Source organism: Pantoea alhagi (genome assembly GCF_002101395.1).
In the GTDB taxonomy this organism is placed as follows: Bacteria; Pseudomonadota; Gammaproteobacteria; order Enterobacterales; family Enterobacteriaceae; genus Mixta; species Mixta alhagi.
On sequence record NZ_CP019706.1, the window covers coordinates 366,907 to 389,354 of the forward strand.

Sequence of the window (22,448 nt, forward strand, 5' to 3'; positions counted from 1 at the left end):
AAAAAGGAGTTATGAAAGTTTTAAGCTCGCTACGCGCGGCTAAACAGCGTCACAAAGACTGCAAGATAGTTCGCCGGCATGGTCGCGTATATGTCATTTGCAAAAGTAATCCGCGCTTCAAAGCCGTTCAGGGCGGAAAGAAAAAACGTTAAAAAGGTAGCAGGCTGGCGATTACGCTGGCCTGCTCTTTTTTTGCTCAACCGCTTTTTATTGACTGCATTTCATCACGCTAAACAGCAACCAACCGCTGTGGCTTAAACCTTAGTGTAAGAAAATTGTATCCTTTTATGTCAATAAAATAACTTGATTGGGCTATCGCTTTGCCCTAAATTTATAAAATTCAATGAAGTAAGTTTACCTCATTTAAACATTAGCCTGTGAAAGCATGACATTTACTGGCATAAATTTAGGCTCAATATTAATTAACCCTGCTTGTGTTCTGGCATACTTAATCTCATTCTTATCCTAAGTGTGGATACACTCAGCGGAGGTAAAGTGAGAAAAATGATCCCGTGCGATATTTTGCAAGATGAGAGAAACCCGCTAAAATTAAAAAGTATAATTCTACAGAATATTCCCAAAATAGAAAAAATGCTGATCGGTGATCTGCAATGGTATTCGCAGAATGCGCTTTTTGTTCCGGAATCGGTTAAGATTATTTCTGTAGATCCAATAAATGATGACAGATATAAACTGTACTATCAGTTCGACTGGAATGTATTCAATGCTTGTCTTGACATTAATCAGACAGAATCCCAACGGGAAAGTGTTGAGTTTGAGGTAATTCCTGGCGCACTGGCCTTTAATTTTATTGATGATACGCGCCCTTCCACCGCCGATGAACTTTAAATTTACTCATACCTTATCTGAAAAGAGCAAGCTTACATTATATTTACCTTGTCTGATCAACTAACGAATCTTAATATTAACCCTATAGTACGGTGCTTTTTTCACTGTTTCGCATGCAGACAATGGTCGATGTATGGAGGGAAAAAAGATGGACGAATACTCACCGAAACGGCATGATATTGCCCAGTTGAATTTCTTGTGTGAGAATCTGTACGACGAAAGTATGGCAACGTTAGGTGACAGCCATCATGGCTGGGTTAATGATCCTACGTCCGCTTCTAATTTACAACTGAATGATCTGATTGAACATATTGCTTCATTCACGATGAATTATAAAATTAAGCATGCTGAGGATGAGGATCTCATTGTTCAAATTGATGATTACCTCGATGATACCTTTATGCTTTTCAGTAATTACGGCATCAATGTTCAGGACCTACAGCGCTGGCAGCGTTCCGCCCGACGTTTGTTTAACCTTTTCGCAGAAGAGTGCGCTCAGCTTCCTTTACAGCCAAGCCATTCATTTTAGTAACCGTTAATTTATTATGGTTTAACCATGACAGAAAAAATTATGACCAAGACTGACTATCTGATGCGCTTAAGACGTTGCCGATCCATTGATACACTTGAGCGTGTTATTGAAAAGAATAAATATGAATTACCTGATGATGAACTGGCTGTTTTTTATTCCGCAGCGGATCATCGTCTGGCTGAATTAACAATGAATAAGCTGTACGATAAAGTCCCAGTATCAGTATGGAAATATGTACGCTAACCAGATGAGAAATAACGGGATGGGTAAAAATGGTGGGGGCCCTGCCAGCTACATCCCGGCACACGCGTCACCTGCTGCGGCTGCTTCCTTCCGGACCTGACCGAGTTCACAAGTTAGCGTTGCGGGAGAACCAACAGGGCCCCCATTGACGTGCTCCGTTACAGAGCGGAGGCATTATCAATGATGCCTGGGGTAAATGCAAGCCGCAGGCCCACAACCGTTGTTTTATTAAACAACCCTCCGCTTTTCTTGAGTATTTTCTCTCACGGCAGTGTTACCGCTTTGGCATATTTCTTTACATACTGCTTTTTGCGAGGATAAGCACAAACCTAAAGCAGGAGCCGCTATGGACAATGACTCTTTCTCTCAGCGTGTGATACAGGTTATCGCCGCTATTCCCTTTGGCACCGTTGCTACCTATGGCGACGTGGCGCGTCTGGCTGGCTCGCCGCGTGCAGCGCGTCAGGTTGGCGGATTATTAAAGCGTCTGCCTGCCGATAGTCGCCTGCCCTGGTACCGGATTATTAACCGCCACGGACAGATATCTCTTCAGGGGGATGATTTGCTGCGGCAGCGTGATGCGCTGGAAGCGGAAGGAATTGAAATCAGCGATGCCGGAGAAGTTGATCTGGCGCGTTACCGATGGCAATGGTAAGGCCAGCAACGCTGGCCCCCCATAAACATCTTCAGAAGCTGGTTGGTGCAGGTATTGATGAGGATGGCGTAACCTGAGTCGGCGACGTAGACGGAACGGTCGTCGCTGCGCCACTGCGGGTCGGCATAGCAACCGATGTAGCCGGAACCAGGGTTAAGTCGATTTTTGTTCCGCCACTATTGATTGCCGGTTTAACCGATTCGGTCATAAAAATAACCTTATTATCCTGAGTGATCGCTGCGCTTAAGAGAATGCGCGCGTCAGGCTGAATATCGGCCGGGTTAAAGGGCAAGGTAAAACGGAAAGGCGCCTGTTTGCCCTCGGTAAGAACCACGCGCTGCGCCAGCACTTTGGCCGGAGCATTCGCCAGGGATGCGTCTGAAAGAGTTACCGTTAATGCTGCGTCCGGCGGTAACGCCACATTTTGCCGGATATAGATGGAACCGCTCACGTTTGGTTGGGCAATAACGGGTTGTCCAGCTAACTCTGCGCCCGGCGTGGGAACGGGAATATTTGCACTTTTATCTGCACAACCTGCAAGGGCAACGGCCAGCGTTGCTCCGCTCATTACATGCCAGAATTTCATTGATAACCTCTCCTTCTGATCAATGTCGTGTCGGCGACAAATTGGCCGAAACAGCTATAAGACGCTGTATGTGCTTAATTCTGGCACAGGATCCGCTTTTTTGCCTGGCGACTGCCGGGTTCCTCTTTATTAACTGAAACATTAGCGTCTGCACAGTTGCAGGAGCTGGTCGGATCTCGCAAACTAAAGCGGTAATGTTATTGAGGAACATCTGATGAGCCAGGCATTAAAAAATCTCCTTAACCTGTTGCAGCTGGAAAAACTTGAGGAAGGTCTGTTTCGCGGCCAAAGCGAGGATTTAGGTCTGCGCCAGGTCTTTGGCGGGCAGGTTGTGGGGCAGGCGCTGCATGCCGCCAAGCACACCGTGCCTGTCGAAAGGAATATCCACTCTTTCCACAGCTATTTTCTGCGACCGGGTGATAGCCAGAAAGCGATTATTTATGATGTCGAAACGCTGCGGGATGGCTACAGCTTCAGCGCGCGCCGCGTTGCCGCTATTCAAAATGGCCAACCTATTTTTTACATGACCGCCTCCTTCCAGGCACCGGAAAGCGGCTTTGAGCATCAAAAACCGATGCCTGATGTTCCCGGTCCGGAGGGGCTGCCCAGCGAAACGGAGATCGCCCAACGGCTGGCCGCCATGATCCCGGAAAAGGTGCGCGCAAAGTTCCTTGCCGAAAAGCCATTAGATATCCGCCCGGTGACCTTCCACAATCCGTTAAAAGGTCATGTCGATGCGCCAACGCGCCAGGTGTGGCTACGCGCTAACGGTGCAATGCCTGACGACGCGCGTATCCATCAATATTTGCTGGGCTACGCTTCCGATCTGAACTTTCTTCCGGTTGCGTTACAGCCTCACGGCAAAGGTTTTCTGGAGCCAGGAATGCAGGTTGCCACCATCGATCACTCTATGTGGTTTCACCGTGCGGTGGATTTGAATCAGTGGCTGTTATACAGCGTAGAAAGCACGTCGGCTTCCGGGGCGCGCGGCTTTGTACGTGGAGAGTTTTATACCCGGGAAGGCGTGTTAGTTGCTTCCACGGTGCAGGAAGGCGTAATGCGTCAGCGCAGTTGATACCATGAAAAAGGACGATGCCGGGCATCGTCCTTTTCTTTTATTTAATGTCGATTACTGATTATAAGCATTCTCGCCGTGGCTGTTAACATCAAGCCCTTCACGCTCCTGCTCTTCCGGCACACGCAGTCCTACCAGCATATCTGCGACTTTGAAACCTATAAAGGCCACCACGCCGGTCCAGATGATTGTTAAAATCACACTAAACAGCTGTACCCAAATCTGATGGCCCATGGTGACGCCCTCAGCGTAACCAACGCCGCCCAGTGAAGAGGAGGCGAATACGCCGGTGAGGATGCAGCCAATAATGCCGCAAACGCCGTGTACGCCGAACACATCGCACGGGTCATCCACGCGCAGCCATTTTTTCAGGACCGTGACGCCCCACAGGCCGCCAAGGCCGCCAATCAGACCAATCAGCAGCGCACCGCCAACGCCAACGTAGCCACAGGCAGGCGTAATCGCCACCAGTCCTGCAATAAAGCCAGAACTGGCACCAAGCAGCGAAGGCTTTCCACGCAGCGCCCATTCGCCAAAGGTCCAGGAGAGTACGGCACCTGCTGTGGCTACCACGGTGTTCAGGAAGGCCAGCGCAGCAATCTCGTTGGCCGCCGCCGCTGAGCCTGCGTTAAAACCAAACCAGCCAACATAGAGGATCGCCGTGCCGGTGAATACCATCGGCAGGTTATGCGGTTTGAATGCCTCTTTGCCAAAGCCCGCGCGTTTACCTACCAGATAAGCACCCACCAGGCCGGCAACGGCGGCGTTGATATGAACCACGGTTCCGCCAGCAAAATCGAGCGCGCCATCCTGCGCCAGGAAACCGCCCGCCCAGACCATGTGAGCAATAGGCAGGTAAGCCAGCGTCAGCCAGATAACCACAAAGATCAGTACGGCTGAGAAGCGAATGCGCTCGGCAATAGAGCCGACAATCAGTCCAACGGTAATACAGGCGAAAGAGGCCTGAAAGACCACATGAATGTACTGATAAATGGTACCGCTTAATGCTGTCAGGCTGATATTTTTTAGCATCAGCCAGTCCAGGCCGCCGAAAAAGGCGTTACCTTCGCTAAATGCCAGGGAGTAGCCATACAGCACCCAGATTACGCACACCATGGCGAAGGTCACAGAGACCTGCGTCAGCAGTGACAGAACGTTTTTAGCGCGGATCAGGCCACCATAAAAGAGCGCTATCCCGGGAATTGTCATAAACAGCACCAGCGCGGTGCAAATCATCATAAAGGCGTTATCCGCCTTATCCGCAACGGCAGGAGCCGCCATCGCCAGCGATGGTAACAGCGCCAGGCCAGCGAGGCCTTTGGTCATTAATTTATTCATTTTATTCCATCCCATCACAAGTTACCGAAGCCGGCTTAAAGAGCGGCTTCGTCAGTTTCACCGGTGCGAATACGGATAACGCGTTGCAGCTCCGCAACAAAGATTTTGCCGTCGCCAATTTTGCCGGTATAGGCCGCCTTACTGATCACATCGACCACCTCATCCAGTTGATCGTCAGCAATGGCGATATCGATTTTGACTTTCGGCAGAAAATTCACGCTATATTCAGCGCCACGATAGAGTTCAGCGTGGCCTTTTTGACGACCAAATCCCTTGACCTCTGTGACGGTCAATCCCTGGATGCCGATAGAAGAGAGCGCTTCGCGCACATCCTCCAGTTTGAACGGCTTGATGACAACGGTAACCAGCTTCATACGCTCCCCTTGCTTAATCATATTGGTCAGGCATCTGATACAGGGAGAGTAAAGCAAAGGTTGTGCCAGCTATGGGAAGAGAGTGAAAGTCGGGCAGGAAGCGGCGTAATCGGCACAAGCGCGTCTGTGACAGGAAAAATGGCCGCATACAGCAGAAAAAAACGCACCATAAAGGTGCGTTATGACAACCTGGTGCGCATTTCCAGGGAACATTCTGATAATCGCGCCTGAAAAAGGTGCAAGAAGGACTCAGGCTCCTTCGGTAATGCCCATTGTCAGCTCACTGCCTACCTGCTGCAGCTGATACATTTGCCAGTAGCGCCCCTGCTGCGCCAGTAGTTCAGTATGCGTGCCGCGCTCAACGGCCTGTCCCCGATGTAACACCAGAATCGTATCCGCTTCGGTAATGGTAGAAAGGCGGTGCGCAATGACGACCAGCGTGGTTTTCTTTCTGACTTGCTGCAGGGCACGCTGAATTGCCTGCTCGGTGCCGGAATCGATATTGGCTGTCGCCTCATCCAGAATAAGGATCTGCGGTTCGGCAACCAGGACACGCGCCAGCGCCAGCAGCTGCTTCTGCCCTACCGACAGATTATTACCCTGTTCATTAAGGCGCGTATGGATGCCGTCAGAGAGGCCGCGTGCCAGCTCTGCCAGCTGAACCGCTTCCAGCGCCTCCCATACCGCCTGTTCGCTGATATCACGCCCCAGCGTCACATTGGCGAAGAAGCTATCGGCCAGCACCACTGGATCCTGTTGAACCATTGCCACCCCCTGACGCAGCGCCTGATGGCTGAACTGCTCCAGCGGACGCCCATCCAGACAAATGCGTCCCTGCTTCACTGGATAGTAGCCCATCATCAGGCTGGCAAGCGTACTCTTACCGCTGCCGGTATGGCCGACAAGGGCGACAAAGCTGCGTGAAGGAACCTGAAGTGAAATGTCCTCCAGCACATTGCGCCCGTCACGATAGGCAAAACTGAGATGTTCAATATCGATGCGGCCACTTTGCAAAGGCCGATCTTCCTGACCGTAATGCTGCCGCGGCGCATCCATTAGCTCAAAAATACGCTCGCCAGCAACAATCGCCTGCTGCAGCATCGACTGCTGTGTGGTCAATTCAATTAGCGGTTCATTTAGCCGTCCCAGGTAGCTGATGAAGGCATACAGCACGCCAACCTCAAATACGCCAACCGACGAGAAACTAAACAGCATCAGCAAACCGCACAAAATGGCCGCTGAAAACAGGCTGAGCAAGGGACGCAACAGAAAGCCGTCCAGCCTTAACGTCTCCATGCGCGCCAGATAGTGCGATCGACTGGCCTCCCCTATCCGCTCACCAAATCGTGCCTGTTGACGAAACTGCTGAATAACGCTCATGCCGTTGATGACTTCATTAAAGCCATTATTGATGTCGGCCAGATAGCTGCGAACCCGCCGAACAATCGGCGTACTGTAGCGTTGATAGATCAGCATCACAGTGAACACCAGCGGGAAAATGACCACCGCTACCAGCGCCATGCGCCAGTCCAGGCTAAACATGGCGATCAGCATTGCGCCAACCAGCGCCGCGCTGCGCAACACGGTCGCGACAACCGTAACCCAGAGATCTTTTATGACTTCAGTATCATTGGTCACGCGTGAAATAATCTGGCCCACCGGCTGCTGGTCAAAGGCGCTGAGCGGCTGACGCAAAGCCGCATCCATCACATCAGATCGCAGGCGCTGAACAACCCCTACTGCCGCCTGGTTAAACAATAACGCCTGCCAGTAATGCAGCAGCGCCGCCAGCCCCTGCAGCAAAATAAACGCACAGGCCAGGCCAATTGCCAGCCCAATGGGCATCTGATGCTGCGCAATAAAATGATCGATAAAATAGCCAATCAGCACCGGGCCCAGCACTTCGGCAGCGGCAGCGATCCATAGCATCAATACCGCCAGCGAGAGCGCTTTACGCCAGGGTTTGCCGTAGGCGAGCAGCCTTTTCAGCGTCGGCCAAAGTTTTCTGGTATCAGCCATGCTGTTTCTCCTCACTGCTGCGGCTATCTTCATCCTCACTCAACGCGGCTTCCAGCTGCTGATAACGATACATATCGCTATACCAGCCCTTCTGCTGTAACAGTGCGTTATGCTTGCCACGCTGCGCCACAACGCCGTGCTGCATAACCAGAATTTCACTGGCTTCGGTAAGCGCCGACAGGCGATGAGCGCTGATGATCACCGTTCGCCCCTGTCCCCAGCGACGCAGGTTATGCAAAATTTGATGCTCGGTACGCCCATCCACTGCCGAAAGCGCATCATCCAGTATCAGAATTTCGGCATTCAACAGCAGGGCGCGCGCGATAGAGATACGCTGCTTCTGACCGCCGGAAAGCATCACGCCGCGTTCGCCCACTTCGGTTTCATATCCCTGCGGCAGGCGCAGAATATCTTCATGAACGCTTGCCAGCTTAGCGGCGCGTTCAATCTCATCGCGACTGGCACCGGGACGCCCCAGCGCAATATTGTTCGCTACCGTATCGGAAAACAGAAACGGCGTTTGATTCACCACCGCCAGCCGCCCGCGCCAGCTATCAATCCGCAGCTGCGTCAGCGGGATACCGTGATAGCGAATATCGCCCTGAGAGATATCGAAATGGCGCTGAATCAGACTCAGCAGCGTGCTTTTTCCCGCCCCGGTTGGGCCGCACAGGCCCAGCATCTGTCCAGGCCTGAGATTAAAATTCAGGTTGCGCAGCGCAGGCTGCGCGTTGCCTGGATAGCTGAATTCGCGGATTGCCACCTGCAGCACGCCGCGTCCTTCCGGCAATATCTTACTGCCGTCTGCCACCGCCGGCGCTTCTGACAGCAGCGAACGAATACGGCTCCACGCCGCGCTGCCGCGCTCAACAATGTTAAACATCCACGCCAGCGCCAGCATTGGCCAGATCATCAGGCCCAGATACATAACAAAACTGGTTAACTGGCCCAGCGTCATCTGCTGATGCCAGACCAACCAGCTGCCACCGCCAACCGCCAGCAAATTAGATAAGCCAATCGCGATATAGATCGTAGGATCAAAGCGGGCGTCCACCCGCGCCACGCGCAGGTTTTTCTCACCGGCGTCCGCCGCTATCGCCGCAAACTGCCGGGACTGATGATCCTCAAGGCCGAAGGCTTTCACCATGCGGATGCTGGTCAGGCTTTCCTGCGCCTGATCGTTGAGGGAGGAAAATGCCCCCTGCGCCAGCTTGAAACGCTGATGCAGCTGCGTGCCGTAACGCTTGATCATCAGCGCCATAACCGGCATCGGCACCAGCGCCAGCAGCGTGAGCTGCCAGCTGATTTGCGTGCTCATCACAATTAGTACCGCGCAGCCCATCACCAGCGAGTCCACCAGCGTCAGTACCCCTTCACCGGCAGCAAAAACAACGCGGTCAACATCATTGGTCGCCCGCGCGATAAGATCGCCGGTACGGTGACGCAGGTAGAACTCCGGATGCTGACGACTTAGCTGACGGTAAAAATCTTCCCGCAGCTCTACCGCTAGCTGATAGGAGGCGCCAAACAAGAGTACACGCCAGACGTAGCGCAGCAGATAGACCACCAGCGCGGTTACCAGCATGATGCCAATCCACATCATGATTGAGCCAGCGCTCAGGCGATGTAGCGTTACGCCATCCACAATAATGCCCACGATTTTAGGCGGCAGTAGCTGCAAAATCGCAATGACGATCAACAGAGAAACTGCGCCAAGATAGCGCCGCCACTCACGAAGAAAATACCAACTTAACTGGCTAAACAATCGCACAAAAAATTGTCCCGCAGGGTTAAATGATCAGCCAAAAGGCTGCAGAAAAAATCAGGGTTCAACAGGTAATGCCGTGGTGTATTTTATCTCTTCCATGGCAAAACTGGAGGTCACATCAATCAGGCCGCTAACGCCGTTGACCAGACGCTTATAGAGCGCATCATACTGTTTCATATCGGCCACCTGAATGCGTAACAGATAATCATATTCGCCTGCCATGCGATAAAACGCCATGACTTCGGGCTGGCCCTGTACCACGCTAACAAACTCCTGATACCACTCCCGGTTATGCTGTTGTGTTTTAATCAGCATAAAGGCCGTTAATCCCAGCCCTAGCTTTTCACTATCCAGCAGCGCGACGCGCCCGCGAATGATGCCCTCATCCTCCAGCTTCTTAAGCCGTTTCCAGCAGGGCGTGGTAGTGAGATTAACGGCATCGGCTAGCGCCTGTAGCGACAGTGTGCAGTCTTTCTGCAGCAACGCCAGCAGCTTGCGATCGATTTTATCTAACACCGGCGTCTCCGGAGAAAGTTTTGCTATGGATACCCGATTATACAGTAAATAAGGCAAACATTTTTTCCGCTGAATGCCTTACGATAATTGCCTTTATTACCGGGGGAAACAGGATCATGAGCAGCCAGTGGGTTAAATACGCGATTAATGAAATCAATGCGGATTTTCAGCGCTCCGCCGAAACACATCTGATTCGGTTTACGCTACCCCAGTTTCCGGGCATCTGGTTTTATCTTAAAGATGAAAGCACGCATCCAACCGGCAGTTTAAAGCACCGCCTGGCCCGCTCCCTGTTTCTCTATGGCCTGTGTAACGGCTGGATTAAACCCGGTACCACGATTGTCGAAGCCTCATCTGGCAGCACTGCCGTTTCCGAAGCTTATTTTTCACGTCTGCTTGGCCTGCCGTTTATTGCCGTGATGCCTGCCAGCACTGCGCGCCGTAAAGTTGAACAGATTACCTTTTATGGCGGTCAGTGCCACTTTGTTAACGATCCCTGCGCCATTTATGAAGAATCTGAAAGGCTGGCGCGCGATCTTAACGGTCATTTTATGGATCAGTTTACCTACGCCGAACGCGCTACCGACTGGCGCGGCAATAATAATATTGCAGAAAGCATCTTTCGACAGATGGCCAGCGAACCTTTTCCTGTGCCGGATACGATTGTTATGTCTGCCGGCACCGGCGGCACCTCAGCCACGATTGGACGCTATTTACGTTATCAGGGACATGCTACGCATTTACTGGTGGTGGACCCGGAAAACTCTGTGTTCCATGATTACTGGCATACGCGCGATAAAGCCTTGCGTAACATCAGCGGCAGTCGTATCGAGGGAATTGGTCGTCCACGCGTCGAGCCCTCTTTTATACCTGATGTTATTGACGAGATGCTACGCGTTCCCGATGCAGCTTCCGCCGCCGCAATGCACTATCTGGCCCAGATCCTTGGACGTAAACCGGGCGCCTCTACCGGCACCAACTTCTGGGGTGCGATTCAGGTTGCACAGCGGATGCGCCAGCAGCAGCGAGAAGGCGCTATTGTGACGCTACTCTGCGACAGCGGCGAGCGCTATCTGGATACCTGGTATGATCCGCACTGGGTTGAAAATCGGGTGGGCAACCTGACGCCATGGCTGGAGCAAATGCGTAGTTAATCAAAAGCCATGCGTTTAAGACGCTTTAGCCATTCTGCCCCGTACAGCGAGTGGACTACCTTTCTTGTGTTTCAGGCATTACCATAAGTGTGAACAAGTTCAGTAAGGCTAAAAAATGAAACGAGCAGTGGTAGTTTTCAGCGGCGGGCAGGATTCCACAACCTGCCTGATTCAGGCATTAGCGCAATATGACGAAGTTCACTGCGTTACCTTCGATTATGGTCAGCGCCATCGTCAGGAGATCGATGTTGCGCGCGAACTGGCAATGCGGCTTGGCGCTCGCGCTCATAAGGTGCTGGACGTTACGTTGCTGAACGAGCTGGCGATCAGCAGCCTGACACGCGATAACATTCCGGTACCGCAATATGACGCCAGCGCCAGCGGTTTGCCCAGCACCTTTGTGCCGGGACGCAATATTCTTTTTCTTACTCTGGCTTCAATTTATGCTTATCAGGTTGAGGCTGAGGCAGTGATTACCGGCGTTTGCGAGACGGATTTCTCTGGCTATCCGGACTGTCGCGATGAGTTTGTCAAAGCGTTAAATCACGCCGTCGAACTGGGTATGGCGCGCGCCGTACGATTTGAAACGCCGCTGATGTGGCTGAATAAAGCAGAGACCTGGGCGCTGGCGGACTACTGGCAGCAGTTGCCTTTGGTTCGTCAGGATACGCTGACCTGTTATAACGGTATCAAGGGTGACGGCTGCGGTGAGTGCGCTGCCTGTCATTTGCGGGCAAACGGGCTAAAAAGCTATCAGGACGATCCCGCCGCCGTAATGCTCAGCATGCAGCAGAAAACCGGATTAGGTTAAACAGTTGGGTTAAAAGCAGCCGGGCCCTTCCCGGCTGTTATCGTTAACTAAGTAGCGCCTCCATTCGCGCAAGCAATTCTCCCTCCAGCGGCAACGCTTTTTGCGTTTTCAGATCAATACAGACAAAGGTCAAAGTTGCATCGGCAATCGCAGAACCATCCTCTTCCAGCGTCACCTCCTGACCTATCACTCCGCTTTTGCTGTTTAGCTGCAGTAGCCGACTATTAATACAGAGCACATGGCCCAGCAACGCCGGGCGGCGGTAATTAATATTGATATTTACCACTACAAAGGCCAGCTTGTTTTCCATGAGCCAGTGGAATGCGTTTAGCTTCTCCAGCCATTCCCAGCGCGCCTCTTCCAGAAACTCCAGGTAGCGCGCATTATTAACATGTTGATAAACATCCAGATGATAGCCACGTACTTTTATCAGAGTCTGCATAGCGCCTTGCCTTATCAATGTTAAAGGTCATACGATCTGGTATGACCTCTTCAGATTAGCAGCGGCGCGCGGCGGCTGAAAAAGTTGTCCTTCGCGCTGGGAACAGGATCACAATTTAAGCCGTGACAGGTTACGCTCCACCAGCGTGCTGCCCATCCCCGGCACCTCTTTTAGCTGCTCCAGTTCCGTAAAGGGTCCAAACTGCTGGCGATAGCTCACGATCGCTTCCGCTTTTTTTAACCCGACCCCGTTCATTACCGCAGCCAGCTCCTGTGCCGATGCGCTGTTGATGCTCACCGTGGTTTCTGCTGCCTGTGGTTTGTCGGCGCTTTCCGTCCGGGATGAGTTAACCGTGCTGGCCGCTGCTGGAATAGCGCTATCGCTCTCCCTGACTGCCAGCGCGCCCGGAACCGTCAATGTCCAGCAGAAGGCGCTCATGGTTAATGATAAGCAGAGCGCTGAAAGAAAATTCTTATGCATGCTGATATCTCCTTGTGTGTAACAGCAGGAGAGACAGTAAAGACAACGGGGCTTCAGTACAAAAGGCAAAGATAAGATATGGAAAAGGCCGCGAAAGCGGCCTTTTTATTTGCAACGGATTGCATTTTTTATGCGGGAGTTACTGCATTTCTACCGCAGCGCCGTACTTGATTTTCGCATCCTTACGCAGATTGCTTAACAACGCATCAAAGACGATCTGCGCATTATTCTGGGTTACTCCCTGCGCCAGTGCTTTTTTCTGCGCGTCAGGCAGGCTTCCGGCTTTTACCTCATCCAGCGCCAGCAGCACAATGTTGCCCTGCATATCTTCGCTGCTGCCATAAACAGGTTTACCCGCCTGTGGCTGTGGCAATGCAAACACGGACTGGACAATGGCATCACGATCGTTACGCGTGAAGGTTTTCGCCTCCCCAAACGCCAGACCCGCTGCTTTTAATGCATCCTGTTTGCCCGCTTTCAGATCGGCCAGGATTTTTTCCGCCTGCGCTTTAGCCTGTTTTTCCGCCTTGTCATGCTTCAGCGTTTCAGCGATCTGCGTTTTCACTTCCTCAAGCGCTTTGACCGCTTCCGGCTTATGGTCGTTCACGCGCAGGATGAAAGCGCGATCGCCATCAACGGTGATCATATCGGAGTTGCTGCCCGGCGTGCCGTTTTCGCCCTGCAGGTTACCGTTGAAAATCGCCTCGACAACCGGCTTGAAGTTCAGCGCTTCCGGAATATTGTCACGGCCAAACCACTCGGTTTCCACCGCCTTCACGCCTGCCGCCTGCTCTGCGCTGGCTAACGATTCATTATCGTTGCTTGCCGCATCGCTGACTTTTTGCTGCAGCTTATAGTAAGCATCCAGCGCTTTTTCCTGCTTCACTTTATCCGCAATCGCATCATGCACTTCCGCCAGCGGTTTGATCTGCTCTGGCTGAATATCATCCAGACGCACAATCAGGAAACCAACGGAGGATTTCACCACGCCTGACAGCTGTCCTTTGCTGGTCAGGTTAGCCTCTTTCAGTTCATCCGGTGTGGTGGATGGCTCCAGCCAGCCCATATCGCCGCCCTTACGTGCGGAGATCGGATCGGCAGATTTTTCTTTCGCCAGCGCGGCAAAATCAGCGCCCTTATTCAGTTGCTCCAGAATAGCTTGTGCATCAGCTTCGCTCCTGGTCTGAATAATGCTGTAGCGGTTACGCTGAGGCTGGGCATACTCAGCCTTGTGCTGCTCGTACCAGCTCTGGATATCCGCTTCGCTGGCGCTTTCCTGCATGCTGGCTGCATCAAGCTTGATATAGCTTACGCGGAACTGCTCCGGCGCCAGGAAACTGCTCTTGTGCTGAGCGTAGTAATTCTTGATTTCGTCATCGCTAACCTGCTGCTGCGCTGCCAGCGCATCCACATTCAGCGTGGCCTGACGCACAACGCGCTGCTGGGAAACCAGCGCCGCCAGCGCATCGGTTTCACCGCTCAGCATGAAGTCGGTACCGGCGATGGCTGAAATAAGCTGCTGGGTGGTTAACTGTTTGCGCAGCGCTTCAGCATACTGGTCGGCGGTAAAGCCCATGTTGTTAATCAGGCTCAGATATTTGGCGTTATCAAACTTACCGTTGGTCTGAAACGCTGGCTGATTAAAGATGGCCTGTTTGATCTGCTCATCGCTGATAGCCAGCTTTAATTCTTTGGCGTACTGATCCAACAGCATTTCATCTACCAGCTGAGCCAGCGCCTGCTGACGCATCTGCTGCATATAGCCTGCGTTGCCTGCCAGCTGCGAGAACTGCTCGCCCAGCATCTGCTGTTGGCGGCTACGCTCGTTGTTAAATGCGCGATCCAGCTGGGCGCGGCTGATCTCCTGGCCATTGACTTTGGCTGCGTAATCGCCGTTACCGCCAATCAGATAGTTGCCAACGCCGGTCAGCACGAATGACAGGATAATCAGTCCCAGAATAATCTTGAGCACGACATGATTCGACGCCGCGCGTAAATTGTCCATCATGGTATGACAACACTCCGCTGTAATGTGAATGTAAACCTCACGCAGGCACCCCATCCTTGCAGGCGTGCGCGTTGCTGCTTTCAGGCCGACTGTGCCTGGCCATGCTCTGACATCCGCTGCTGACGTTTGTCACCTGTCAGAATAAAAAAGGCACATCAATTGTCTGATGTGCCCGTATGTTACATGAGAACGCAATATCCGTCCTCTCTCCACCAAAGAAATTGCTCTAATGGCGTTAACCGTAAATCAGTTCACCGCGTCTTTCAGCGCTTTACCGGCACGGAAGCCAGGTACTTTGCTTGCTGGAATGGTAATTTCTTTACCTGTCTGCGGGTTACGGCCAGTGCGTTCAGAACGCTCACGTACGGAAAACGTACCAAAGCCAACCAGAGCCACTTCTTCGCCTGATTTCAGGGAATCAGAAACTGAACCAATAAAAGCATCTAAAACACGTCCTGCTGCCGCTTTAGAAATATCAGCGTCTGCGGCAATTTTGTCGATCAATTGTGACTTATTCACTCTGTTCATCCCCTCTTTTATTATTCACTATCGCAGCCGACTTCCAGCCAGACGCGAACGCGCAGCCAGTTATATCAAGGTTGTTGAGCCGAAACAACGGGAATTCTCTGGGTCGTTGTTTCAACAGCCCTCTAAATTAGCGGCACAAAAAAAAGCTGGCAAGTCCCATTTGACTTGCCAGCTACGCTTTTTAACTGATTTTGTCTTTAGTCACTATTTCGCCGTAGCAACCTGCATCCCGTAGGGCGCATTTTGCAGGGCCAGTGTCAGAACATCCTCAATGCGTTTAACCGGATGGATATCCAGATCGGCCAGCACGTTTTCCGGGATCTCTTCCAGATCGCGCTTGTTATCATCCGGGATCAACACTGTTTTAATCCCGCCACGATGCGCTGCCAGCAGCTTCTCTTTCAGGCCGCCAATAGGCAGCACCTGACCACGCAGCGTGATCTCGCCGGTCATCGCCACATCAGCGCGTACCGGATTGCCTGTCAGACAGGAAACCAGCGCGGTGCACATCGCAATACCGGCGCTCGGTCCATCTTTCGGCGTGGCGCCTTCCGGCACGTGAACATGAATATCACGCTTCTCGTAGAAATCCCCGTTGATGCCGAGTTTCTCTGCGCGCGCGCGTACCACGGTTAATGCTGCCTGAATTGACTCCTGCATAACTTCGCCCAGCGAGCCGGTATAGGTCAGCTTGCCTTTGCCCGGCACGCAGGCGGTTTCGATAGTCAACAGATCGCCACCCACTTCCGTCCACGCCAGACCCGTTACCTGCCCAACGCGGTTTTCGTTGTCGGCGCGACCGTAATCGAAGCGCTGTACACCAAGGAAATCTTTCAGGTTATCGCCGTTGATCTCGATATGCTTCAGATTTTTATCCAGCAGCAGCGCTTTCACCGCTTTACGGCACAGCTTGGAGAGCTCACGCTCAAGGCTACGCACGCCCGCTTCGCGCGTGTAATAACGAATAATGCCGATGATCGCGCTGTCATCTACGGTAATTTCGCTGGATTTCAGCGCATTACGTTCGATCTGTTTCGGCAGCAGGTGCTGTTTGGCAATATTGAGTTTTTCATCTTCGGTATAGCCGGAAAGACGAATCACTTCCATACGGTCCAGCAGCGGAGCCGGGATATTCATTGAGTTAGAGGTCGCAACGAACATCACATCGGAGAGATCGTAATCCACTTCCAGATAGTGATCGTTAAAAGCGACGTTCTGCTCAGGATCCAGCACCTCAAGCAGCGCTGAAGCCGGGTCACCGCGCATGTCAGATGACATTTTGTCGATCTCATCCAACAGGAACAGCGGGTTTTTCACGCCAACCTTCGCCATTTTCTGGATAAGTTTGCCAGGCATAGAGCCGATATAAGTACGACGATGCCCGCGAATTTCCGCCTCATCACGCACGCCGCCCAGCGCCATACGCACATACTTACGTCCGGTCGCTTTAGCGATAGATTGCCCCAGTGAGGTTTTACCCACGCCCGGCGGCCCCACCAGACACAGAATCGGCCCTTTAATTTTGTTAACGCGGCTCTGTACCGCCAGGTATTCCAGAATGCGGTCTTTCACACGCTCAAGGCCGTAATGATCGGTATCCAGCGTTTCCTGAGCTTTACGCAGGTCTTTTTTCACCTTGCTGCGCTCATTCCACGGAACCTGAACCATCCATTCGATATAGCCGCGTACCACGGTCGCTTCTGCTGACATTGGCGACATCATTTTCAGCTTCTGCAGTTCGGCTTCGGCTTTTTCGCGCGCCTCTTTCGGCATTTTGGATGCGTCGATTTTACGCTTCAGCGCTTCATATTCATCCGGCGCATCGTCCATTTCGCCCAGTTCTTTCTGAATGGCCTTCATCTGCTCGTTCAGATAGTACTCGCGCTGGCTTTTTTCCATCTGTTTTTTGACGCGATTACGAATACGTTTTTCTACCTGCAGCAGGTCGATCTCCGATTCCATCATCGCCATCAGATATTCCAGACGTTCGTTGACGTCGGACATTTCCAGCACGGACTGTTTATCAGCCAGCTTCAACGGCATATGCGCCGCCACGGTATCGGCCAGGCGCGCGGCATCGTCGATGCTGTTCAGCGAGGTCAGTACTTCAGGCGGAATCTTTTTGTTGAGCTTGATATAGCCTTCAAACTGGTTGATGGCGGTGCGCACCAGCACTTCTTGCTCACGCTCTTCAATCTCAGGAGAAGCCAGGTATTCCGCCTGGGCGGTAAAATGCTCACCGTTATCGGCAAGCTGGGTAATACGTGCCCGCTGTAACCCCTCAACCAGCACTTTTACGGTGCCGTCCGGCAGTTTCAGCATTTGCAAAATAGAAGAAACGGTCCCTACAGAGAAGAGATCGTTAATGCCAGGTTCATCCGTTGAAGCCTCTTTCTGTGCTACCAGCATGATCTTTTTATCATGATCCATTGCGGCTTCGAGGCACCGAATCGATTTTTCCCGACCAACAAACAACGGAATTACCATGTGCGGATAAACCACTACGTCGCGCAAAGGCAACACAGGGATTTCAATGCGTTCAGAACGCTCAGGATTCATAGAGCTCTCTCTTAGTTTAAAGTCCGCCAGGTGATGGGTACCGCATAGTGCAGGCTATGTGCCAGGGAACCCACAGGTAATTGAGTATATGGGGATGTTTGCCAGACATTCAATGTCCGGGACGTGAGAAAAGCAAAAGGGGGACAAATTCCCCCTTTTATAACTAACTTGCTGGTTGTGTTGACGAATTATTCGCCAGATGCCTGCTGCGCTTCGTGAGTGCCGTAGATAAGCATGGGTTTTGACTGTCCTTCAATCACAGACTCATCAATCACCACTTTTTCCACATCATCCATCGAAGGCAGATCGTACATCGTATCCAGCAGAGCGGCTTCTACGATAGAACGCAGGCCACGGGCGCCGGTTTTACGCGACATCGCTTTCTGCGCAATGGCCGTCAACGCTTCGTCACGGAACTCCAGCTCAACGCCTTCCAGGTTAAACAGCGCCTGGTACTGTTTTGTCAGTGCGTTTTTCGGCTCACGCAGAATCTGAATTAACGCTTCTTCGCTCAGCTCATTGAGCGTCGCCACCACCGGCAAACGACCAATAAACTCAGGAATCAGACCAAATTTGATCAGATCTTCCGGCTCAACCTGCTCCAGCAGTTGCCCTTCCGATGCTTTCTGCGATTTGCCTTTTACCGTCGCGCCAAAACCGATGCCGGAGCCGGTTTCCACACGCTGAGAAATGACTTTATCCAGGCCTGCAAAAGCACCACCGCAGATAAACAGAATCTTAGAGGTATCAACCTGCAAAAATTCCTGCTGCGGGTGTTTGCGTCCGCCCTGCGGCGGTACGGCGGCAACCGTGCCTTCGATCAGTTTCAGCAACGCCTGCTGCACGCCTTCACCGGACACATCACGCGTAATCGACGGGTTGTCTGATTTACGGGAAATTTTATCAATTTCATCGATGTAAACGATACCACGCTGCGCTTTCTGCACGTCGTAGTCACATTTCTGCAGCAATTTCTGGATAATATTCTCAACGTCTTCACCCACATAACCAGCTTCGGTCAATGTGGTGGCATCCGCCATCGTGAAGGGCACATCCAGCAGACGCGCCAGCGTCTCGGCCAACAGCGTTTTACCGCTACCGGTTGGACCAATCAGCAGAATATTACTTTTGCCCAGCTCAATACCGTTGCTGGTATCGCCATTGCGCAGGCGTTTGTAATGGTTATACACCGCCACCGCCAGCACTTTTTTCGCCCTTTCCTGACCGATAACGTAATCGTCAAGATGATGGCGAATTTCGTGCGGAGTCGGTAACGCGCTACGCTCACGATGCGGCGCGACTTCTTTTATCTCTTCGCGAATAATGTCATTACATAAATCGACACATTCGTCGCAGATATACACTGACGGCCCGGCAATCAGCTTGCGCACTTCATGCTGGCTTTTACCGCAAAAAGAGCAGTACAGCAGCTTCCCTGAACCGTCTTTGCGCTTATCTGTCATCAGCTAACCTCTTTATTTATCTCGTCCGCAGTTAAATGCGGCGATGGCAGCCAGACTGGCTGCCCTCATTCGTAGCCACTCTTCACCCATTGTCTGCTGTAACTATAGCGTATGCAGCGGGATGGAGTCTTATTGGCGATGCGTAAGGATAGAATCAACTAAACCATACTCTACCGCCTCACTCGCTGAGAGGAAACGGTCACGCTCGGTGTCACGTTCGATTTGCTCAAGCGATTTGCCGGTATGTTCCGCCATCAGTTCGTTCATGCGCTGTTTAACTTTAAGGATCTCACGGGCATGAATTTCGATATCCGTCGCCTGGCCCTGATAGCCGCCCAGCGGCTGATGGATCATCACCCGGGAGTTAGGCAGACAGTAACGCTTGCCTTTAGTGCCAGCGGTCAACAGGAAAGCCCCCATTGAGCAAGCCTGCCCCATACAAATGGTGCTGACATCCGGCTTGATAAACTTCATGGTATCGTAAATCGACATACCGGCGGTAATCACGCCGCCCGGTGAATTGATATACAGGTAAATATCTTTTTCTGGGTTTTCCGCTTCCAGAAACAGCATCTGGGCCACGATCAGGTTCGCCATATGATCTTCAACCTGACCGGTAAGGAAAATGACGCGCTCTTTTAACAGGCGGGAATAAATGTCGTAAGAACGCTCGCCGCGCGAGGTTTGTTCGACCACCATGGGCACCAGCGCCATGTTAGGTGCGGAAAATTCACGTTCGCCATTGTATGACATTACCGTCTCCTGGATAAATTTCATTGGCAACATTCTGTACCGATTCTACTTAAGTGAGAACATGAAAACCATGCTTCACGTTGCCACTCTCCGACGCCATCCGGACGGTCAATCAGCCAGCCTTTCACTTTTCACGATATTCGGAAAACTATCTTGGGGCGTGTGCCCGTTGTTTCAAGCATAACAACGTTTTCTTCAATCGCTAACCTGGAATAGCATCATACCGAATAACCTGACGCTTAATTAGTCAAAAAGGTACACAAAAAGCGTTTTCTGAAAGGGATAAATAAAAAGCCCGCTCCTTGCGGTAGCGGGCTTTTTACATTTAACGCATGAAAAATCAAGCCATTGAGGTCTGATTCATCAGATCCTGGAACTTAGTGGCTTTCTCAGTCACTTTCGCTTTTTCCAGAACCGCTTCAACCGCCTGCTCTTCCAGAGCAACGTTGCGCATGTTGTTCATCAGCTCATTGTTTTTGCTGTAGAACTCGATCACTTCCTGCGGATCTTCATAGGCAGAAGCCATTTCCTCGATCAGCGTTTTCACGCGATCTTCATCTGCTTTCAGATCGTTGGTGCGGATCACTTCGCCCAGCAGCAGACCCACTACTACGCGACGCTTAGCCTGCTCTTCGAACAGTTCACGTGGCAGTTCCAGAGCCTGTTTCTCATTGCCACCAAAGCGCTGTGCAGCCTGACGACGCAGTACGTCGATTTCGCTGTCGATCAGTGCAGCCGGCACTTCGATATCGTTGGCTTTTACCAGGCCGTCAATCGCCTGAGTTTTAACACGGTTACGCACGGCGCCTTTCAGCTCGCGCTCCATGTTTTTACGCACTTCCGCACGCAGGCCAGCAACAGAACCATCTTCCACGCCGAAACGTTTGATGAATTCTTCAGTCAGTTCCGGCAGCTCGCGCTCTTCAACTTTTTTCAGCACGATAGCGAACTTCGCATCTTTCCCTTTCAGGTTTTCCGCGTGGTAATCTTCCGGGAATTTCACGTCGATAGTGAATTCTTCGCCAGCTTTATGGCCCACAACGCCTTCTTCGAAGCCCGGGATCATGCGACCCTGGCCCATAGCCAGTACGAAGTCAGAAGCTTTACCGCCTTCAAACTCTTCGCCGTCTACGGAGCCGGAGAAATCAACGGTAACGCGATCTTCAGCGGCCGCTTCACCTTCTTTCTCTTTCCAGGTCGCCTGCTGTTTGCGCAGGGTGTCCAGCATCGCGTCCACGTCTTCGTCGGTCACTTCTACAATCGGTTTTTCAACTTCGATTGCGTCCAGACCCTGCAGCTCAACTTCCGGATACACTTCAAATTCTACAGAGTAAGTAAAATCTTCACCCTGTTTGTATTCGCCCGGTACGTAATTCGGCGCGCCGGCCGGATTGATTTTCTCTTTGATGATGGCGTCAACAAAGTTGCGCTGCATCAGGTCGCCCAGCACATCCTGACGAACAGAGGCGCCGTAACGCTGCGCCACAACGCTCATCGGCACTTTGCCTTTACGGAAACCGTCGATACGGACTTTCTTCGCTACATCGACCAGCTCTTTTTTCACAGCGTTCTCGATGCTGTCAGCAGCGACAGTAATCGTAACGCGACGGCCCAGGCCCTGAGTGGTTTCTACTGAAACTTGCATCTTGTTACCTCAAAAAATCACGAGCTCGGTCAACTTCAGATAGCGCAGATAAAAGTCCGCGCTATCCAACAACCGGGACGGCCTCTGATGAAGAACCCATTCCCTGTTACCAGAAGCGTCCCGAAGCAATTCCGGAAAAATAGACGCAGCATTATAGCGGCATCGTTTTACCGCGTCGAGAACGCAAACCGGGCACCGGTTCGCAGTTTGGTGGAAAATAAGTGAAAAACATCTTTATTCAGGCGCTGAACTGGGCGAAATTCAGACAAAAGAAAACGGCCCTCAGGCCGTTTTGGTTAATTCCTCGTTTCAGGCCAACATCCCTGCTCCGCGACAGTTAGGCGAAGGGAGCACGGTATCCTGCAACCCTTCCCACTCTTTCAGCGTATAGGTATGCAACGCCAGCGCGTGAACGCTGCCGGCCAGCTCTTCGCTCAGAGTGCTATAAATAGCACGGTGGCGCATTAAAAAGCGCTGGTCGGTAAAACTATCGCTGACGATCACCACTTTGAAGTGGCTCTCCGATCCCGCAGGGACATTATGACGATAACTCTCATCATGAACTTCCAGGTGGGCCGGTTGAAAGGCGGTTCTTAACTTTTCTTCTATTTGTTCGCGAATCATGACATCCACTCCTCTACGGCAGAGAG

Annotated in this window: 23 protein-coding genes and 1 other RNA gene; 8 read left to right on the forward strand and 16 right to left on the reverse strand. The window is 51.9% G+C overall.

Annotated elements, in window-relative coordinates:
- The first annotated feature begins 11 nt into the window (after nucleotides 1-11).
- The 4 genes from ykgO (at nucleotide 12) to B1H58_RS01765 (ending at nucleotide 1,624) form a co-directional block, all read left to right on the forward strand.
- Nucleotides 12-152: a type B 50S ribosomal protein L36 gene (gene ykgO, locus B1H58_RS01750; protein WP_085067694.1), complete on the forward strand. Its 141-nt coding sequence runs from the start codon at nucleotides 12-14 to the stop codon at nucleotides 150-152.
- Nucleotides 153-504: 352 nt separating this feature from the next.
- Entirely contained in the window at nucleotides 505-849 is a 345-nt protein-coding gene (locus B1H58_RS01755) for a hypothetical protein (RefSeq protein WP_085067695.1), read from the forward strand.
- Between the two features lie 148 nt (nucleotides 850-997).
- On the forward strand, nucleotides 998-1,378 hold the full coding sequence (tomB, locus tag B1H58_RS01760) for an Hha toxicity modulator TomB (protein WP_085067696.1): 381 nt from the start codon (nucleotides 998-1,000) through the stop codon (nucleotides 1,376-1,378).
- Nucleotides 1,379-1,405: 27 nt separating this feature from the next.
- Complete coding sequence (locus B1H58_RS01765; RefSeq protein ID WP_071883698.1) at nucleotides 1,406-1,624, forward strand: HHA domain-containing protein; 219 nt, start codon at nucleotides 1,406-1,408, stop codon at nucleotides 1,622-1,624.
- Nucleotides 1,625-1,663: 39 nt separating this feature from the next.
- Here the strand turns inward: B1H58_RS01765 and ffs are convergent.
- Nucleotides 1,664-1,760: signal recognition particle sRNA small type (ffs, locus tag B1H58_RS01770), an RNA gene on the reverse strand.
- A gap of 210 nt (nucleotides 1,761-1,970) precedes the next feature.
- On the opposite strand from ffs, the gene B1H58_RS01775 reads away from it, so the two are divergent.
- A complete protein-coding gene (locus B1H58_RS01775; protein ID WP_085067697.1) occupies nucleotides 1,971-2,279 on the forward strand; it encodes an MGMT family protein in 309 nt (102 codons plus the stop codon).
- A gap of 31 nt (nucleotides 2,280-2,310) precedes the next feature.
- Here B1H58_RS01775 and B1H58_RS01780 read toward each other — a convergent pair whose 3' ends face one another.
- A complete protein-coding gene (locus B1H58_RS01780; protein ID WP_085067698.1) occupies nucleotides 2,311-2,865 on the reverse strand; it encodes a YbaY family lipoprotein in 555 nt (184 codons plus the stop codon).
- 214 nt (nucleotides 2,866-3,079) lie between these two features.
- Here B1H58_RS01780 and tesB point away from each other — a divergent pair, with 214 nt between their 5' ends.
- Nucleotides 3,080-3,940, forward strand: coding sequence for an acyl-CoA thioesterase II (gene tesB / locus B1H58_RS01785; protein ID WP_085067699.1), 861 nt, complete (start codon nucleotides 3,080-3,082; stop codon nucleotides 3,938-3,940).
- Nucleotides 3,941-3,994: 54 nt separating this feature from the next.
- Here tesB and amtB read toward each other — a convergent pair whose 3' ends face one another.
- From amtB to B1H58_RS01810, 5 genes are all read right to left on the reverse strand, one after another.
- A complete protein-coding gene (amtB, locus tag B1H58_RS01790; RefSeq protein ID WP_085067700.1) occupies nucleotides 3,995-5,278 on the reverse strand; it encodes an ammonium transporter AmtB in 1,284 nt (427 codons plus the stop codon).
- 35 nt (nucleotides 5,279-5,313) lie between these two features.
- The gene (glnK, locus tag B1H58_RS01795) at nucleotides 5,314-5,652 is read right to left on the reverse strand and encodes a P-II family nitrogen regulator (protein WP_007886947.1); all 339 of its coding nucleotides are present in this window, start codon (nucleotides 5,650-5,652) and stop codon (nucleotides 5,314-5,316) included.
- A gap of 249 nt (nucleotides 5,653-5,901) precedes the next feature.
- Nucleotides 5,902-7,671, reverse strand: a complete 1,770-nt coding sequence (locus tag B1H58_RS01800) for a SmdB family multidrug efflux ABC transporter permease/ATP-binding protein (protein WP_085067701.1) — start codon at nucleotides 7,669-7,671, stop codon at nucleotides 5,902-5,904.
- Nucleotides 7,664-9,442 (reverse strand): SmdA family multidrug ABC transporter permease/ATP-binding protein, encoded by a 1,779-nt coding sequence (locus B1H58_RS01805; protein ID WP_085067702.1) that lies wholly within the window; start codon nucleotides 9,440-9,442, stop codon nucleotides 7,664-7,666. Before B1H58_RS01805 ends, B1H58_RS01800 begins: the two co-directional genes overlap by 8 nt.
- Before the next feature lie 51 nt (nucleotides 9,443-9,493).
- The gene (locus B1H58_RS01810) at nucleotides 9,494-9,955 is read right to left on the reverse strand and encodes an Lrp/AsnC family transcriptional regulator (protein ID WP_085067703.1); all 462 of its coding nucleotides are present in this window, start codon (nucleotides 9,953-9,955) and stop codon (nucleotides 9,494-9,496) included.
- Between the two features lie 116 nt (nucleotides 9,956-10,071).
- On the opposite strand from B1H58_RS01810, the gene B1H58_RS01815 reads away from it, so the two are divergent.
- A complete protein-coding gene (locus B1H58_RS01815) occupies nucleotides 10,072-11,109 on the forward strand; it encodes a PLP-dependent cysteine synthase family protein (RefSeq protein ID WP_085067704.1) in 1,038 nt (345 codons plus the stop codon).
- A 115-nt stretch (nucleotides 11,110-11,224) separates the two neighbouring features.
- Nucleotides 11,225-11,920 carry a 7-cyano-7-deazaguanine synthase QueC gene (queC, locus tag B1H58_RS01820; protein ID WP_085067705.1) on the forward strand — a complete coding sequence of 232 codons (696 nt, stop codon included), beginning with the start codon at nucleotides 11,225-11,227 and terminating at the stop codon, nucleotides 11,918-11,920.
- A gap of 43 nt (nucleotides 11,921-11,963) precedes the next feature.
- Here queC and B1H58_RS01825 read toward each other — a convergent pair whose 3' ends face one another.
- The 9 genes from B1H58_RS01825 to bolA all read right to left on the reverse strand — a co-directional run bounded on the left by B1H58_RS01825 (nucleotide 11,964) and on the right by bolA (nucleotide 22,422).
- Nucleotides 11,964-12,362 (reverse strand): YbgC/FadM family acyl-CoA thioesterase, encoded by a 399-nt coding sequence (locus B1H58_RS01825; protein ID WP_085067706.1) that lies wholly within the window; start codon nucleotides 12,360-12,362, stop codon nucleotides 11,964-11,966.
- Between the two features lie 108 nt (nucleotides 12,363-12,470).
- Entirely contained in the window at nucleotides 12,471-12,842 is a 372-nt protein-coding gene (locus tag B1H58_RS01830) for a ComEA family DNA-binding protein (RefSeq protein WP_085067707.1), read from the reverse strand.
- Nucleotides 12,843-12,981: 139 nt separating this feature from the next.
- A complete protein-coding gene (gene ppiD, locus B1H58_RS01835; RefSeq protein ID WP_085067708.1) occupies nucleotides 12,982-14,850 on the reverse strand; it encodes a peptidylprolyl isomerase in 1,869 nt (622 codons plus the stop codon).
- 246 nt (nucleotides 14,851-15,096) lie between these two features.
- Nucleotides 15,097-15,369 carry a nucleoid-associated protein HU-beta gene (gene hupB, locus B1H58_RS01840; protein ID WP_038627591.1) on the reverse strand — a complete coding sequence of 91 codons (273 nt, stop codon included), beginning with the start codon at nucleotides 15,367-15,369 and terminating at the stop codon, nucleotides 15,097-15,099.
- Between the two features lie 213 nt (nucleotides 15,370-15,582).
- Complete coding sequence (lon, locus tag B1H58_RS01845; RefSeq protein WP_085067709.1) at nucleotides 15,583-17,937, reverse strand: endopeptidase La; 2,355 nt, start codon at nucleotides 17,935-17,937, stop codon at nucleotides 15,583-15,585.
- Between the two features lie 188 nt (nucleotides 17,938-18,125).
- Nucleotides 18,126-19,400 (reverse strand): ATP-dependent protease ATP-binding subunit ClpX, encoded by a 1,275-nt coding sequence (clpX, locus tag B1H58_RS01850; RefSeq protein ID WP_085067710.1) that lies wholly within the window; start codon nucleotides 19,398-19,400, stop codon nucleotides 18,126-18,128.
- Nucleotides 19,401-19,529: 129 nt separating this feature from the next.
- Nucleotides 19,530-20,153 carry an ATP-dependent Clp endopeptidase proteolytic subunit ClpP gene (clpP, locus tag B1H58_RS01855; protein ID WP_085067711.1) on the reverse strand — a complete coding sequence of 208 codons (624 nt, stop codon included), beginning with the start codon at nucleotides 20,151-20,153 and terminating at the stop codon, nucleotides 19,530-19,532.
- Nucleotides 20,154-20,493: 340 nt separating this feature from the next.
- Entirely contained in the window at nucleotides 20,494-21,798 is a 1,305-nt protein-coding gene (gene tig, locus B1H58_RS01860) for a trigger factor (protein ID WP_085067712.1), read from the reverse strand.
- A gap of 309 nt (nucleotides 21,799-22,107) precedes the next feature.
- A complete protein-coding gene (bolA, locus tag B1H58_RS01865) occupies nucleotides 22,108-22,422 on the reverse strand; it encodes a transcriptional regulator BolA (RefSeq protein WP_085067713.1) in 315 nt (104 codons plus the stop codon).
- Nucleotides 22,423-22,448: the final 26 nt, after the last annotated feature.